Source organism: Vibrio sp. SCSIO 43009, from assembly GCF_023716525.1.
GTDB lineage: Bacteria > Pseudomonadota > Gammaproteobacteria > Enterobacterales > Vibrionaceae > Vibrio > Vibrio alginolyticus.
Genome location: NZ_CP071842.1, coordinates 2,996,488 through 3,011,143, shown reverse-complemented (window position 1 = coordinate 3,011,143; position 14,656 = coordinate 2,996,488). Strand labels below are relative to the sequence as shown.

General features: G+C 44.5%; 10 protein-coding genes. 7 read left to right on the top strand and 3 right to left on the bottom strand.

Features of this window, described 5'->3' with window-relative positions:
- Positions 1 to 159 precede the first annotated feature (159 nt).
- The 4 genes from J4N43_RS13890 to J4N43_RS13875 all read left to right on the top strand — a co-directional run bounded on the left by J4N43_RS13890 (position 160) and on the right by J4N43_RS13875 (position 6,629).
- Positions 160 to 1,968: an AMP-dependent synthetase/ligase gene (locus tag J4N43_RS13890; protein WP_053349689.1), complete on the top strand. Its 1,809-nt coding sequence runs from the start codon at positions 160 to 162 to the stop codon at positions 1,966 to 1,968.
- Positions 1,969 to 2,417: 449 nt separating this feature from the next.
- Entirely contained in the window at positions 2,418 to 4,142 is a 1,725-nt protein-coding gene (locus tag J4N43_RS13885) for an acetolactate synthase 3 large subunit (RefSeq protein ID WP_005379695.1), read from the top strand.
- A gap of 1 nt (position 4,143) precedes the next feature.
- Positions 4,144 to 4,638 carry an acetolactate synthase small subunit gene (gene ilvN, locus J4N43_RS13880; RefSeq protein WP_053349688.1) on the top strand — a complete coding sequence of 165 codons (495 nt, stop codon included), beginning with the start codon at positions 4,144 to 4,146 and terminating at the stop codon, positions 4,636 to 4,638.
- 110 nt (positions 4,639 to 4,748) lie between these two features.
- Positions 4,749 to 6,629: a sensor domain-containing diguanylate cyclase gene (locus J4N43_RS13875; protein WP_053349687.1), complete on the top strand. Its 1,881-nt coding sequence runs from the start codon at positions 4,749 to 4,751 to the stop codon at positions 6,627 to 6,629.
- A gap of 53 nt (positions 6,630 to 6,682) precedes the next feature.
- Here J4N43_RS13875 and J4N43_RS13870 read toward each other — a convergent pair whose 3' ends face one another.
- Positions 6,683 to 7,369 carry a GntR family transcriptional regulator gene (locus J4N43_RS13870; protein WP_080996828.1) on the bottom strand — a complete coding sequence of 229 codons (687 nt, stop codon included), beginning with the start codon at positions 7,367 to 7,369 and terminating at the stop codon, positions 6,683 to 6,685.
- A 157-nt stretch (positions 7,370 to 7,526) separates the two neighbouring features.
- A complete protein-coding gene (pykF, locus tag J4N43_RS13865; RefSeq protein ID WP_005392243.1) occupies positions 7,527 to 8,939 on the bottom strand; it encodes a pyruvate kinase PykF in 1,413 nt (470 codons plus the stop codon).
- Positions 8,940 to 9,372: 433 nt separating this feature from the next.
- On the opposite strand from pykF, the gene J4N43_RS13860 reads away from it, so the two are divergent.
- Together J4N43_RS13860 and glmS are read left to right on the top strand one after the other, a co-directional pair.
- Complete coding sequence (locus J4N43_RS13860) at positions 9,373 to 10,134, top strand: DeoR/GlpR family DNA-binding transcription regulator (protein WP_005379701.1); 762 nt, start codon at positions 9,373 to 9,375, stop codon at positions 10,132 to 10,134.
- Positions 10,135 to 10,244: 110 nt separating this feature from the next.
- Positions 10,245 to 12,077, top strand: coding sequence for a glutamine--fructose-6-phosphate transaminase (isomerizing) (gene glmS / locus J4N43_RS13855; protein ID WP_005379702.1), 1,833 nt, complete (start codon positions 10,245 to 10,247; stop codon positions 12,075 to 12,077).
- Between the two features lie 84 nt (positions 12,078 to 12,161).
- Here the strand turns inward: glmS and J4N43_RS13850 are convergent, their stop codons facing one another.
- Complete coding sequence (locus tag J4N43_RS13850; RefSeq protein ID WP_005379703.1) at positions 12,162 to 13,244, bottom strand: glycerol dehydrogenase; 1,083 nt, start codon at positions 13,242 to 13,244, stop codon at positions 12,162 to 12,164.
- Positions 13,245 to 13,597: 353 nt separating this feature from the next.
- On the opposite strand from J4N43_RS13850, the gene dhaK reads away from it, so the two are divergent.
- Entirely contained in the window at positions 13,598 to 14,656 is a 1,059-nt protein-coding gene (gene dhaK / locus J4N43_RS13845) for a dihydroxyacetone kinase subunit DhaK (protein WP_005379704.1), read from the top strand.

Genomic DNA, 14,656 nt, shown 5'->3' with positions numbered 1-14,656 from the left:
GTAATCATTCAGCAATTTGAGGTACGTTCGCGACGTATAAGTGATAGTTGTCTCTTATTAGTGATAAGTTTGATACTGGTCAGTTGCGTTTTAGCAAGCCGTGAGTACACTTGTTCGCTCAATTAGCTTACGCCTGTAAGCCAAAAGGTAAGTAAAAGAATGGCCAAGTTAGATTTTCATATCGTTAAACGTATTCGTGAACAAATTGCGAACGGTGGTACACGCGTTGCACTCAAGCATAAAGTGGGTGAGGAGTGGCAAGGTATTACGTGGACGCAATTTGGTCAGCAAGTTGATGCTTTATCACTTGCACTTTTGGCTCAGGGATTAGGAGTCCAAGATAAGATCGGCATTTTCTCGAACAACATGCCGCAATGGACGATCGCTGATATCGCAGCACTGCAATTACGCAGCGTGACAGTACCTATTTACCCAACCAATACTGCCACTCAGTCGGCGTACATCATCAACAATGCAGACGTCAAAGTTCTGTTTGTTGGTGAACAGCCTCAATTTGATGCAGCAGTGAGCATTTTCGACCAGTGCGAACAGTTAGAGCTCATTGTTGCGATGTCTGATGATATAGAACTTGGCGATCATGATTTCGTTATCTCTTGGCAAGCATTTGTTGCCAAAGGCGACACTACATATCAAGTTGAATTGGACGCGCGTTTAGATCAGGCAAAAGAAGATGATCTACTCACGCTCATCTACACCTCGGGTACAACAGGACAGCCAAAAGGCGTTATGTTGGACTACGCAAACATTGCGGCGCAATTGGAAGGGCACGATCAGCGCTTGAGCCTTTCTCAAAGTGACGTGTCATTATGTTTCCTGCCGTTGTCACACGTATTTGAGCGCGCTTGGACCTTTTATGTATTGTACAAAGGGGCGACCAACTGCTATTTGCAAGACACCATGCAAGTACGTGATGCACTGAGCCAGGTGCGACCTACCGTGATGTGTGCCGTACCGCGTTTCTATGAGAAGATCTTCTCTGCGATTCATGAGAAAGTGTCTCGCGCGCCGATTCATCGTAAGATCATGTTTACTTGGGCAGTCAACATGGGCGCAAAAATGGCCGCTTGTCATCAAGAAAAACGTCAGCCATCGCTCTTGCTGCGTAAGTCATACACTTTGGCGGATAAGTTGGTTCTGAGCAAACTGCGTGCGCTACTTGGCGGGCAAATCAACTTTATGCCTTGTGGTGGTGCAAAGCTGGATGAAACCATCGGTCGATTCTTCCATGCGATTGGTATCAACGTTAAGTTGGGCTACGGCATGACTGAAACCACGGCGACAGTATCGTGTTGGGATGATAAATGTTTTAACCCCGACTCTATTGGTATGTCGATGCCTGGCGCACAGGTCAAGATCGGCGAAAACAACGAGATTCTGGTTCGTGGTCCAATGGTGATGCGTGGCTATTACAAAATGCCAGAAGAGACGGAAAAGACCTTTGATGAGCACGGTTTCCTAAAAACGGGCGACGCTGGTTACATTGATGAAAATGGCAACTTGTTCATCACCGATCGTATCAAAGAGTTGATGAAAACTTCAGGTGGTAAATACATCGCTCCACAAATGATTGAAGGTGCGATTGGTAAAGACCACTTCATCGAGCAAATCGCAGTCATTGCGGATACTCGTAAGTTTGTTTCTGCGCTTATCGTGCCTTGTTATGACTCGCTAGAAGAGTACGCGAAAGAGCTGAATATCAAATATCACGATCGCGTTGAGTTGATTAAGCACCACCAGGTGGTCGAAATGCTTGAGAAGCGTGTGAACGATCTTCAAAAAGAGTTGGCAAAGTTTGAACAAGTGAAGAAGTTTAAATTGTTACCAAGAGCTTTCTCTATGGATGATGGTGAGTTAACGCCAACTCAAAAACTTCGTCGTAAAGTCATCAATGACAAATACCAAGATGAAATTGAAGAAATGTATAAGGAAAAGTCGGATAAAAAGTAACTTAAGCTGACTTAGGTTTTATATTGATGAAAAAATCCCCAGTGATGTGATTGCGCATTGCTGGGGATTTTTGTTTGTATTGATTTTTTCTGTTTTGCTCGTCAAATAACGCTATTTCGCACCCTATAGCTAAAAGCTTATGAAATAATGTTCTTTTTTTGAGCGTTAATTTTTTAGGTTGTACTGTGAAATAGGAGATGTGTGGCTGCTATTCCTACTAACATTCTAATTACTAGTATCTTGTTTAAAAAGTAGACCAATCTCTCATTAGACCCTTTGATAATAAAACGTTACATTTGTTGGGTAACCTTGCGGGATGTTATGACGAACGCAAGACATAGCCGAAAACGTGGAAGTATTTCGATTAGGCTACGAATAAGACCTAGACTATGTAAAACCAGACCAATCCGTTGACCTTACGGTGAGGAAACTGGCTAAGGAGAGCAATTATGACAGCAATGTTGTCAGGCGCAGAGATGGTGGTTCAATCTCTGATAGAAGAGCACGTAGAGCAGATCTTTGGCTACCCAGGTGGCTCTGTTTTGGATATCTACGATGCACTGCATGCCAAAACCGATCAAATCAAACACGTACTTGTAAGGCATGAGCAAGCCGCCACTCATATGGCAGATGGTTACGCTCGAGCTACCGGTAAACCGGGTGTCGTACTTGTGTGCTCGGGGCCGGGCGCGACCAATACCATTACGGGTATTGCAACAGCGTATATGGACTCTATCCCAATGATCGTTATCTCGGGTAACGTACCGAATAGCCTAATTGGTAATGATGCTTTCCAAGAGTGTGACATCGTCGGTGTCTCCCGCCCAGTGGTCAAACACAGCTTTTTAGTAAAAAAAGCGGAAGATATTCCTGAAACAATCAAAAAAGCGTTTTATATCGCGACTACAGGTCGACCTGGTCCAGTTGTGATTGATTTGCCAAAAGATGTAATGAACCCGCAAATCAAACTGCCTTATCAATATCCAGAAACGCTTTCAATGCGTTCTTACAAGCCGACAACTTCGGGCCATAAAGGCCAGATTAAAAAAGCGCTTAAATCGCTATTAGAAGCGAAAAAACCAGTGCTTTATATCGGTGGTGGTGCGGTGATTTCTGGCGCCCATGAACATATTTTAGAGCTTTCCGACAAACTGAACCTACCCGTTGTGAGTACTTTGATGGGCTTGGGGGCATTCCCGGGTACACATAAAAACTCACTGGGCATGTTGGGTATGCACGGCACTTACGAAGCTAATATGGCAATGCATGAAGCGGATCTTATTTTTGGTATCGGTGTGCGTTTTGATGACCGTACAACCAACAACCTTGAAAAGTACTGCCCAAACGCAAAAGTGATGCATATTGATATCGATCCGTCATCGATCTCGAAAAACGTGAAAGTGGATTTGCCGATCGTAGGTTCTGCGGAAAAAGTGCTGACAACCATGCTCGGGCTGCTTGCAGAGCAAGGTAGTGGAAATGATCAAGATGCTATCACTGCATGGTGGGATGACATTCAAGTATGGCGTGACCGCAACTGCTTGTCTTATGAAACGTCTCCAGAACGAATCAAGCCACAGCAAGTAATTGAAACGCTGCACAAGCTAACTAATGGTGACGCATATGTGGCGTCTGATGTGGGCCAGCATCAGATGTTTGCGGCGCTGTACTACCCATTCAATAAGCCGCGCCGTTGGATAAACTCTGGTGGTCTTGGCACCATGGGATTTGGTCTTCCGGCTGGCATGGGCGTGAAGTTTGCCATGCCACAAGAAGAGGTCGTGGTTGTGACTGGTGACGGCAGTATTCAGATGAATATTCAAGAATTGTCGACAGCCATGCAATACGACATTCCAGTGAAGATCATCAACCTGAACAACCGATTCTTAGGCATGGTAAAACAGTGGCAAGACATTATTTATCAAGGTCGTCACTCTAATTCTTACATGAGTTCTGTTCCTGACTTTGCAGCGATTGCAGAAGCTTATGGTCACGTCGGTATTCGTATCGAAACGCCTGATCAGCTCGAAGAAGGGCTACAAAAAGCGTTGGATATGAAAGATCGTCTGGTGTTTGTGGACATCAACGTAGACGAAACCGAACACGTATACCCGATGCAAATCAAAGGTGAGGGTATGGATAAAATGTGGCTAAGCAAAACGGAGAGAACTTAATATGAGACACATTATTTCATTGCTATTGGAAAACCAACCGGGTGCGTTGTCTCGTGTTGTTGGTTTGTTCTCTCAACGTGGTTACAACATTGAATCTTTGACGGTATCACCGACTGATGATGAAACCCTGTCGCGAATGAACATTACCACGACATCTGATGAGATGCAGTTGGAACAAATTCAGAAGCAGTTACACAAATTGATCGATGTGCTGAAAGTGCAAGAAGTCACCGAGTATGATCACATTGAGCGTGAACTGATGATGGTGAAAGTGAAAGCCAGTGGTTTTGCGCGAGCAGAAGTGAAGCGTACGGCAGACATCTTTCGTGGCCAGATCGTGGATGTCACGGCTTCCCAATACACCGTACAACTTGCGGGTACGAGTGAAAAGCTAGATGCCTTCATTCAAGCGATATCCGAAGTGACCGAAGTTGTCGAAGTTGCTCGTAGTGGTGTCGTTGGCATTGCGCGAGGAGAGCGAGCCCTCAAACCTTAACTCTATGATTGCATATAGAAAAGCCACTTAATCTAAGTGGCTTTTTTGTTTAGAAAATAACAATTAATGATATAATTGTCGTTTTAGTAAGCATGATAGGCATTAGACGTGTGAAAGTACCTAAGCGAGTCGGCACCTTATTGGCGACAGCACTATTTTTTAGTGCACTCACTGCCGCTTACTACTATCAGAAATATCTGACATTGTTAGAAAACAATGTTGAGAACACCGCTCAAGAAGCGTTACATCAATTGGCCTATACTGGCCGTGAATACAGCAATATTCAGGATCAAATCGAAACGATCAGTGACCTACTTGGTCACAGCCAAAGTCTGTATGAATATCTGCGCCAACCTAACCGGGTGAACCGTTCCATCTTAGAAGACATGTGGATCTCGGTCGCAATCAATCAAAAGTTGTATAAGCAAATTCGCTTTCTTGATGTTTCTGGTCGAGAAAAAGTGAGGATTAATTATGATATTGAAACAGGCGCTGCGTTGCCCGCGATCAAATTGCAAAATAAGTCAGAGCGAGATTACTTTCAATTCGCTAAGAACTTAGACGATGGCGAAATCGCTTCGTGGGGGATAGGTTTAGAACGAGAGTATGGCGAGTTAGTCTATCCCTATAGTCCGTCACTGCGTATTTTGATGCCTATTTCGCTTAACGGAAAGCGCGAAGGGTATCTTGTGCTTAATGTTGATATTGACTATTTATCCTCTCGACTCAACTATTCGTCAGTGCTTGATTTCCATATTGAGCTGATTAAGAGTGACGGATTTTACATTGATAGCCCTAAATCAGCTCGTTTGTATGGCCATATAATTCCCGCTCGCTCTCAATTTAATTTTGGCCGGATGTACCCAAACATTTGGCGTAGTTTAAATTCAAAAGATTCGGGCTATGCTTACAATGGTTCGAATTTGGTCGCGTATCGCACCATCCAGTTTGTTTCTAGCGAACCTCTTCATCTGGTTATTGATCTTACCAATGAGCAGTTATTATCCCGAGCTCAGAGGGACATTGATGACTTAATCCAAGAAGCGTTTTTTGTTCTAAGTTTGGTGCTCGGCTTCACTTTGCCGACGGCAGCCCTTGCTCTGCATTATCGGCGTCATAGTATGGAATCGAAGTTGGCTCGAGCTGCTCTTGATGGTATGACTGCGGTGATGATCTCGGATGCTTCACATAGAATCATCATGGTTAATCAAGAGTTTGAAAACATGATGGGTTACTCAACCAAGCATGCCCAAGGTTGGAGTGCACATCATTTAATTCTCTTACCTGAAGATCTCGAAGCAAACCTGAGTATCTGGAAAATACTGAAGAGTGAACACGTATGGGAAGGGGAGATTCGTTGTCGAACTAAGTTTAATCAAGTCTTTACCGCAATAATGCGTATTCAGGCGAATTTAACCAAATCAGGTAAAGTGAGTTATTACATTACGTCGCTGGTGGATATCTCTGGGCAAAAAGAGTTAGAAGAAAAATTACGAAACCTAAGCGAAAAAGATGGCTTGACGGGGTTGTGGAACCGCCGAAAATTTGAAGAGCAATTGGCGCAATATGCGGGGATTATTGAACGCTATCCTGATAGCCCTCCTGCTTGTTTGGCGTTGTTTGATATTGACCACTTTAAACGTATTAATGACGAGCTTGGCCACGACGAAGGAGACAAGGTGATTTGTAGTGTCGCAGAAACCCTCCTAGAAGAAGTCCGCAGCACAGACTTTGTATCTCGTGTCGGTGGTGAGGAATTTGCAGTGATTATGCCGCATACAACACTAGAAGAGGCTGAAATTGTATTGAACAGGCTACGTGTCGCGGTTCAAATGCGTAGTGATAGAGGCATTACTGTCAGTGCTGGGTATAGTGATTTAACCTCTGATCGTACAAGAACGTATAAATGTGCTGATATTGCTTTGTATGAGTCAAAAAGTGCAGGGCGTAACTGCGTATCGCTATGTCATAGTTATGATGATATTGCTTAGTGCTTTTACAAAAACGAAAAACGGGGATAGACCCCCGCTTTTTAGTCTCAGCGTTATTCGCTAGCCAGTATGCGACATTGGTTGTCGATGGCGGCTTCGATACACTGTATTGACTGTCTCAAATAACGCTCTAGATAACCTAAAGCATCCTGACTCTTTTTGTCTAGCGATGCCTTCATCAGTATTTCTTGCTCATCGAGAGTACAGTGCCCAGGGTTCCCTGTGCCTAAAATCTGCATCGCGAAGTATTGGTAGCGTTTAATTTGCGTGAGTAGATCGCGGAAAAACCCAAACATATTGACAGAGCCAGCACCTTCAAACAGCGCAGTAAGAAACTGATTTTGGCGCTCTTCCCATTCCCTCCAGCAAAAGCTTTCGCCAGGTTTTACTCGGGATAACTTGTGATAAGCAGTTAGTACATCCAGTTCCCATTTTTCATCGCCAATCGTAATTGCCTTACTGAGTAAGCATGCGGAGACCATTTGCAGGCTTTCGTACAAGTCATGTAACTCATCTTTACACACAGGTGCAACCCAGCAGCCTTTTTGCGGCTCGAGTTTGACGTATTTGCTCCAAGATAATTGCACCAATGCTTCTCGAATGGGTGACGCTCCTACGCTGTACTTCTCTTTGAGTTCGGCAACCACGAGTTTTTGACCTGGTTTAAGCTCGCCATCGAGAATATCCTGACTGATCATTCTTAATACTTTGTCGGTAAGAGTGGGACTAGACACATACACCTCATAGAAACTTTAATCGTGACGATAAAATTAAACAGTACGAAATTCTGATAGAGGTAAATAATACAATTAGCCTATTATGAGAGCAAGAAAGCCATATAAAAAAAGAGGGCATAAGCCCTCTTTCTCAATAAACTGAAATGTTAAAAATTCAGTCTTATAGTACGTGTACAGAAGCTGTGTTCGTAGTACCTGAAGCAACTAGAGCGCCAGAAACCATAACAACGATATCGCCTTTGTTACCTAGACCTGATTCTAGAGCAAGTTCTTTACCCGCTACGTAGAATGCGTCAGTGCTTTCGATTGAATCAACAACTACAGGAGTAACACCTTTAGTTAGAACTAGCTGTGCAGCAGTTTTCTTGTTAGTTGTTAGCGCTAGAATGTTTGCAGTTGGGAAGTACTTACGTACTGAACGTGCAGACTTACCGCCTTCAGTTGCAACAACGATAAGTGGAGCAGCTAGTTTCTCAGCTGTGTCTACTGCACCTTTACATACTGCTTCAGTGATGCGTAGGCGTGGGCTGTCTAGACGAGAACCTAGTTCAGCTTTTAGCGCTGAGTCAGTACGGTTCGCGATTTGAGCCATGATAGTTACCGCTTCAACAGGGTATTTACCTTTCGCCGTTTCACCAGAAAGCATTACTGCGTCAGTACCGTCCATTACCGCGTTAGCAACGTCGCCTGCTTCCGCACGAGTAGGACGTGGGTTGTTGATCATAGAATCAAGCATTTGAGTTGCTGTGATAACCATCTTACGTGCACGGTTACACTTCTCGATCATCATTTTCTGAGCGAAGATTACTTCTTCAGCTGGGATTTCAACACCTAGGTCACCACGTGCAACCATGATGCCGTCAGAAAGCTCTAGGATCTCGTCGAAGTTATCAACACCTTCTTGGTTTTCGATCTTAGAGATGATGTGGATGTTCTCGCCGCCGTTTGCAGCAAGTACTTCACGGATTTCTTGAACGTCAGACGCTTTACGGATGAAAGAAGCTGCTACGAAGTCAACGCCTTGCTCACAACCAAACTTAAGGTCGTTCTTATCTTTTTCAGATAGTGCAGGTAGGTTTACAGAAACGCCAGGAAGGTTAACACCTTTGTTTTCGCCTAGTGCACCGTTGTTAAGAACTTTACATTTAACTTCAGTTTCAGTCTTAGAGATAACTTCCATCTCGATTAGACCGTCGTCTACTAGGATAGTGTTACCTACGTTTAGGTCGGCTGCGAAACCAGCGTAAGTTACTGCAACTTTATCTTTGTTACCTACAACTGAAGTGTCAGTTGTGAAAGTGAATTCTTGACCTGCTACTAGATCAACATCGTTACCGCCTTCTAGCTTGATAGTGCGGATTTCTGGACCTTTAGTATCTAGAAGAATTGCTAGTGGTTTGCCAGTAGCTTCCATTACTTTACGGAAGTTCGCGATACGAGTGCCGTGTTCTTCGTAGTCACCGTGAGAGAAGTTAAGGCGCATTACGTTCATGCCTGCGTTAACTAGTTCAGTTAGCTTCTCTACAGATTCTGTTTTAGGGCCAATCGTACATACGATTTTGGTCTTTTTCATGGAAGATACTCTCCGGTAAGTATAGTTACAATTTGAAAGTCGGTTATTTACTCTGAAGTCAGGACGTTTTTGATGACATTTAGTACCTGCCACCCACCGATTTTTCGTCTCATTATTAGAACTTCAGATTCTGAAAGTCTTTCACCAAGTTTAGTCATTTTATGACTAAAAGATCGGCGATTTTGGTTACCTTTTTGTGACTAATCCCACTTTATATGCAGAAAGTTGCAAAAAAATAGCCTTCAATTCTGTAATTTTTTTTCTTTTCGGTGGCGAATTCTACCACTGAATGAATCCAATATCACTGTTTAAGAATTGTCTTAGGACAAGGTTTTATCGAGAAATATTAATTTTTTGGATCGAAATAAATGGACTTAAAAGTTTCGGTTTGACTATAATAAGTTTCACATCGAAACTTAAAATCAAAACTTAAATGTCGAAACGAAATACTCAATTAAGAAGACACGCCATTTCTAACTTGGTTTCTGAACTAGGAGAAGTCAGCGTTGATGAACTTGCTCAGAAATTCGAAACCTCAGAGGTCACGATTAGAAAGGATTTAGCTTCTTTAGAGAAAAACGGCCAACTTCTACGCCGCTATGGCGGTGCGATTGCTATCCCAAAGGAAGTCATTCACGAAGAATTGGGCGCTAATGTTTCGACTCGAAAGTTAAGCTTAGCAAAAGCAGCTGCATCATTGATTCGCGATCATAATCGCATCGTGATCGACAGTGGCAGCACGACTGCCGCGCTGATTCAACAGTTGAATGACAAACGTGGCTTAGTGGTCATGACCAACTCGTTGCATGTTGCTAACGCCCTAAATGAATTAGAGAGCGAACCGACACTGCTGATGACTGGCGGTACGTGGGATACGCACTCAGAGTCCTTTCAAGGCAAAGTGGCCGAATCTGTATTACGAGCTTACGACTTTGACCAATTATTCATCGGTGCGGATGGCATCGATCTCGAGCGTGGAACCACGACATTTAATGAGTTGGTTGGCTTAAGTAAGGTAATGGCAGAAGCGTCACGTGAAGTGATCGTAATGATCGAGTCCGAAAAAATCGGCCGTAAGATCCCAAACTTAGAGCTCGCTTGGCATCAAGTTGATGTGTTGGTGACCGATGCAGATATCCAAGCAGAGCATAAAGTACAGATTGAACAACATGGCGTGAAAGTCATTTGCGCCTAATAATGTAATCAGTTTCATATTTTACTTCCCTCTGGATAAAGGCCTTTGCTTGCTGCCTCTATTTGAAATCATGGCTAGGGAAGAACAAAACTACAAACGGAGATAAACACATGTGTGGAATCGTAGGTGCAGTAGCACAACGAGATGTTGCAGAAATTTTGGTTGAAGGTCTACGCCGCTTAGAGTACCGCGGTTACGACTCTGCTGGCGTTGCGGTTGTTGATGGCGAATCAAACCTAACGCGCGTTCGTCGCTTGGGTAAAGTACAAGAATTGGCTGATGCAGTAGAAGAAGCAAAAGTGATCGGCGGAACTGGTATTGCGCACACTCGTTGGGCGACGCACGGTGAACCTTCTGAAATCAACGCTCACCCACACATGTCTGGTGATATCGCAGTGGTCCATAACGGCATCATCGAAAACCATGAAGAGCTGCGTGAGCTGCTTCAATCTCGTGGCTACGTGTTTGAATCGCAAACGGATACAGAAGTTATCGCACACATGGTTGAGTGGGAACTTCGTACTTCAGAAACGCTATTAGAAGCGGTACAAAAAACAGCAAAACAACTTGAAGGCGCATACGGCACGGTAGCGTTGGATCGCAAAGACCCATCTCGCATCGTAGTAGCACGTTCAGGCAGCCCGATCGTGATCGGTTTTGGTGTAGGTGAAAACTTCCTAGCGTCTGACCAACTTGCATTACTTAACGTTACGCGCCGTTTCATGTACCTAGAAGAAGGGGACGTAGCAGAAATTACTCGCCGTGAAGTCACTGTGTTTGATGCAACGGGTGAGCCAGTTGAGCGTGAAATTGTTGAATCTAATGCAGAGCATGATGCAGGTGATAAAGGCCAATACCGTCACTTCATGCAAAAAGAAATCTATGAGCAACCTAAAGCGTTGATCAACACAATGGAAGGTCGTATCACGTCAGATTCTGTTGTGACAGACGCGATCGGTGTGCACGCGGCAGACATTCTAAGCAAAGTAGAACACGTACAAATCGTGGCGTGTGGTACGTCTTACAACGCAGGTATGACGGCACGTTACTGGTTTGAAGACATTGCAGGCGTTAGCTGTGATGTAGAAATTGCGTCTGAATTCCGTTACCGCAAGTTTGTGACTCGTCCAAACAGCCTTCTTATTACGTTGTCTCAGTCTGGTGAAACTGCAGATACGTTAGCAGCACTTCGCCTAGCAAAAGAGAAAGGTTACATGGCGGCGATGACCATTTGTAACGTAGCAGGCTCTTCTCTGGTTCGTGAATCAGATTTTGCGTTCATGACTCGCGCTGGTGTTGAAATCGGTGTGGCTTCAACCAAAGCGTTCACGACTCAGCTTTCTGCACTACTTATGCTGGTAACAGCACTGGGTAAAGAGCAAGGTCGCATCAGCAAAGAGAAAGAAAAAGAGATTGTTGAAGCGCTACACGCACTTCCTAAGCAAATCAACGCGGCACTTTCTTTCGAGAAAGAAATTGAAGCACTTGCAACGGATTTTGCAGACAAGCACCACACATTGTTCCTAGGCCGTGGCGAGTTCTACCCAATCGCGATGGAAGCGTCTCTAAAACTGAAAGAGATCTCGTACATCCACGCAGAAGCGTACGCGGCGGGTGAACTGAAACACGGTCCTCTGGCTCTAATTGATGCTGACATGCCTGTTGTTGTGGTTGCACCAAGCAACGACCTACTTGAAAAGCTAAAATCAAACGTTGAAGAAGTGCGTGCGCGTGGCGGCCTTCTATACGTATTCGCAGATGCAGACGCAGGCTTCGAAGGCGATGAGACAATGAAGATCATCACTATGCCTCACGTTAGTGAAATCACGGCGGCGATCTACTACACCATCCCAATGCAGTTGCTGTCTTACTACGTAGCACTGATCAAAGGTACGGACGTAGACCAACCACGTAACCTAGCGAAAGCGGTAACGGTTGAGTAATTACGCTTAACAGCAAAAATCCTGAGCGGCACATGCGAGAGTATGTGCCGCTTTTTTATTTAAACCCATTTTAAGGTTTGTGAGTTATTGACCCAACTGGTGAGCGGTTAGAATTGCAGAGTAGACATTTTCTGCCGTCACTGGGAATGGCATATTGTGGATGGTTTCTCCCTCGGCCGTTGAGGCTTCGGCGACCTCGCGCAACTTAGCGTGGTTAAGCTCTTTAACGCCCATATCAAATAAGTTGGTTGGTAGACCTACAGAGCGGCAGAATGCAAGAACCGTATTAATCTCTTCCATCGCTGCGTTTTCTAGTACCAGCTGAACTAGTGTGCCGAACGCGACTTTCTCACCATGATAGAGATGATGACACTCTTCAAGCTTAGTTAGGCCGTTATGAATAGCGTGAGCACCCGCTAGACCACTGCTTTCAAAACCGATACCGCTAAGGTATGTATTGGCTTCAATAATGTTTTCTACCGCTTTGGTGCTCACACCATTTTCTACTGCAGCTTTTGCTTTTACACCATCTTCAAGCAAGGTTTCATAGCAAAGTTTCGCAAGCGCTTGTGCTGAACGAGTCGCTAACCCACCAGCCATTGTTGCCTTACCAGAAGTCATGTTGGCACGAGCTTCAAAGTAGGTGGAAAGCGCGTCGCCCATCCCCGATACAAGTAAGCGAACAGGGGCTTTGGCGATGACTGACGTATCCATGATGACCATGTCTGGGTTTTTAGGGATCATCAAATATTCTGCAAATTCACCTTCAGGTGTGTATATCACCGCAAGCGCTGAGGTTGGCGCATCAGTCGAGGCAATCGTAGGAACCACCACGACAGGAATTTTTGTGTAAAACGCAACAGCCTTTGCTGTATCTAACGTTTTACCACCACCAATACCGACAATGACATCGTGTTTCTGAGTGGCACAAATGTCCGTGATGCGTTCAATCTCAACGCGTGAACATTCGCCACCAAAAATGTTCATAGTGAGTGGAAGCTTTTCGTCAGCAAAACTTTGTTTGACGTCATCACCAACCAGGTTAGTCACGAACTCATCGGCAATTACTAACGGACGTTCACCCAATGTTTTCACATAGTGAGCGATAGATGTAAGTACTTGTTCACCTTGGACGTATTTGCTTGGGCTGATAATAATTTTGTCCATAATTCAAACCTTTAACCTTTTTTATGTGTGTTTTGGACTGCAATGAATATCCATTGTAGGGATAAGGTTTATATTAGGTTTGGTGTGGTAAGTGGTGAAGGATATCTCTGGTTTTGTTCCATGCTTTTATGACCTCTGTGTCAAACCGACTGCCAGAAGTAATAAGAATCAGCATGCTTTATGGCGACGATCACTATTCAGGAAAATTTGTCGTTTTTCGTTTCATATTGAAACAATAATGCCGAAGTTTTTGTTTCAATATGAAACGGATTGATTTTTGTTGAGCACGCATTTTCTCTGTTTAAGATGAATTCATACCCTACATAAAAATATAAATGGAATGAGATAGAACGATGAAAAAGTTAATTAACCAAGTTGATGATGTTGTATTGCAGCAAATGGAAGGTCTGGCTTTATCTCGCCCAGAGCTAAAAGCGAACTACGAACCTCGTTACATGTGGCACGAGGAAACACCGGGGCAAGTGGCACTGGTTTCTGGTGGTGGCTGTGGTCATGAACCTTTGCACGCAGGTTTTATTGGTAAAGGCATGCTGACAGGCGCCTGCCCTGGAGAGGTATTTACTTCACCAACGCCAGATCAAATGTACGAATGTGGCAACCAAGTGAATACTGGTGAAGGCGTGCTATTTATCATTAAAAACTACACCGGAGACGTGTTGAACTTTGAAACGGCTGTGGAGCTGCTTCATACCGATGGCATCAAAGTTGGGTCGGTGTTGGTGGATGACGATGTTGCAGTCAAAGACAGCCTGTATACCGCTGGTCGCCGTGGCGTAGCTGGAACGGTATTGGTTGAAAAGTTAGTTGGGGCTGCCGCGAGCAAAGGTTATTCGTTGGAGCAATGTGAAGCACTGGCTCGTCGCGTTAATAATCACTGTCGTTCATTTGGCGTGGCGCTTAATGCTTGTGTTGTACCCGCAGCAGGTAAACCATCTTTTGTTCTGGAAGATGATGAAGTGGAGTTTGGTGTTGGTATCCATGGTGAACCAGGTATCAAGCGAGTGAAATACACCGATGTCGATACGTTAGTGGATGAAATGTTTGCTGAAGTTGCTGAAAACACACCTTATCAGCGCACATTGCGTATTTGGAATCGTGACGAAGGTGAATGGGATGAAGTGGAATCCAGCATTGAGCCTTTCGCCGCTGAACACGACTACATCGTGATGGTGAATGGTATGGGTGGTACGCCAACTTCAGAGCTTTACGGAGTGTACCGCCGTCTGGCTCATAACTGCGAGCAAGCAGGGTTCCGTATCGTGCGTAATATGGTTGGTAACTTCTGTACGTCACTCGATATGGAAGGCGTTTCGATTACGTTGCTGAAGGCAGATAAAGAGATGTTGGAGCTGTTCGATGCTCCTGTCGATACGGCCGCGATCAAGTGGTAA

Excerpts from the sequence above, each read along its gene's own strand:
- J4N43_RS13890 (WP_053349689.1), top strand. The coding sequence starts at position 160 with ATGGCCAAGTTAGATTTTCATATCGTTAAACGTATTCGTGAACAAATT.
- J4N43_RS13885 (WP_005379695.1), top strand. The coding sequence starts at position 2,418 with ATGACAGCAATGTTGTCAGGCGCAGAGATGGTGGTTCAATCTCTGATA.
- ilvN (WP_053349688.1), top strand. The coding sequence starts at position 4,144 with ATGAGACACATTATTTCATTGCTATTGGAAAACCAACCGGGTGCGTTG.
- pykF (WP_005392243.1), bottom strand. The coding sequence starts at position 8,939 with ATGAAAAAGACCAAAATCGTATGTACGATTGGCCCTAAAACAGAATCT.
- J4N43_RS13860 (WP_005379701.1), top strand. The coding sequence starts at position 9,373 with ATGTCGAAACGAAATACTCAATTAAGAAGACACGCCATTTCTAACTTG.
- glmS (WP_005379702.1), top strand. The coding sequence starts at position 10,245 with ATGTGTGGAATCGTAGGTGCAGTAGCACAACGAGATGTTGCAGAAATT.
- J4N43_RS13850 (WP_005379703.1), bottom strand. The coding sequence starts at position 13,244 with ATGGACAAAATTATTATCAGCCCAAGCAAATACGTCCAAGGTGAACAA.
- dhaK (WP_005379704.1), top strand. The coding sequence starts at position 13,598 with ATGAAAAAGTTAATTAACCAAGTTGATGATGTTGTATTGCAGCAAATG.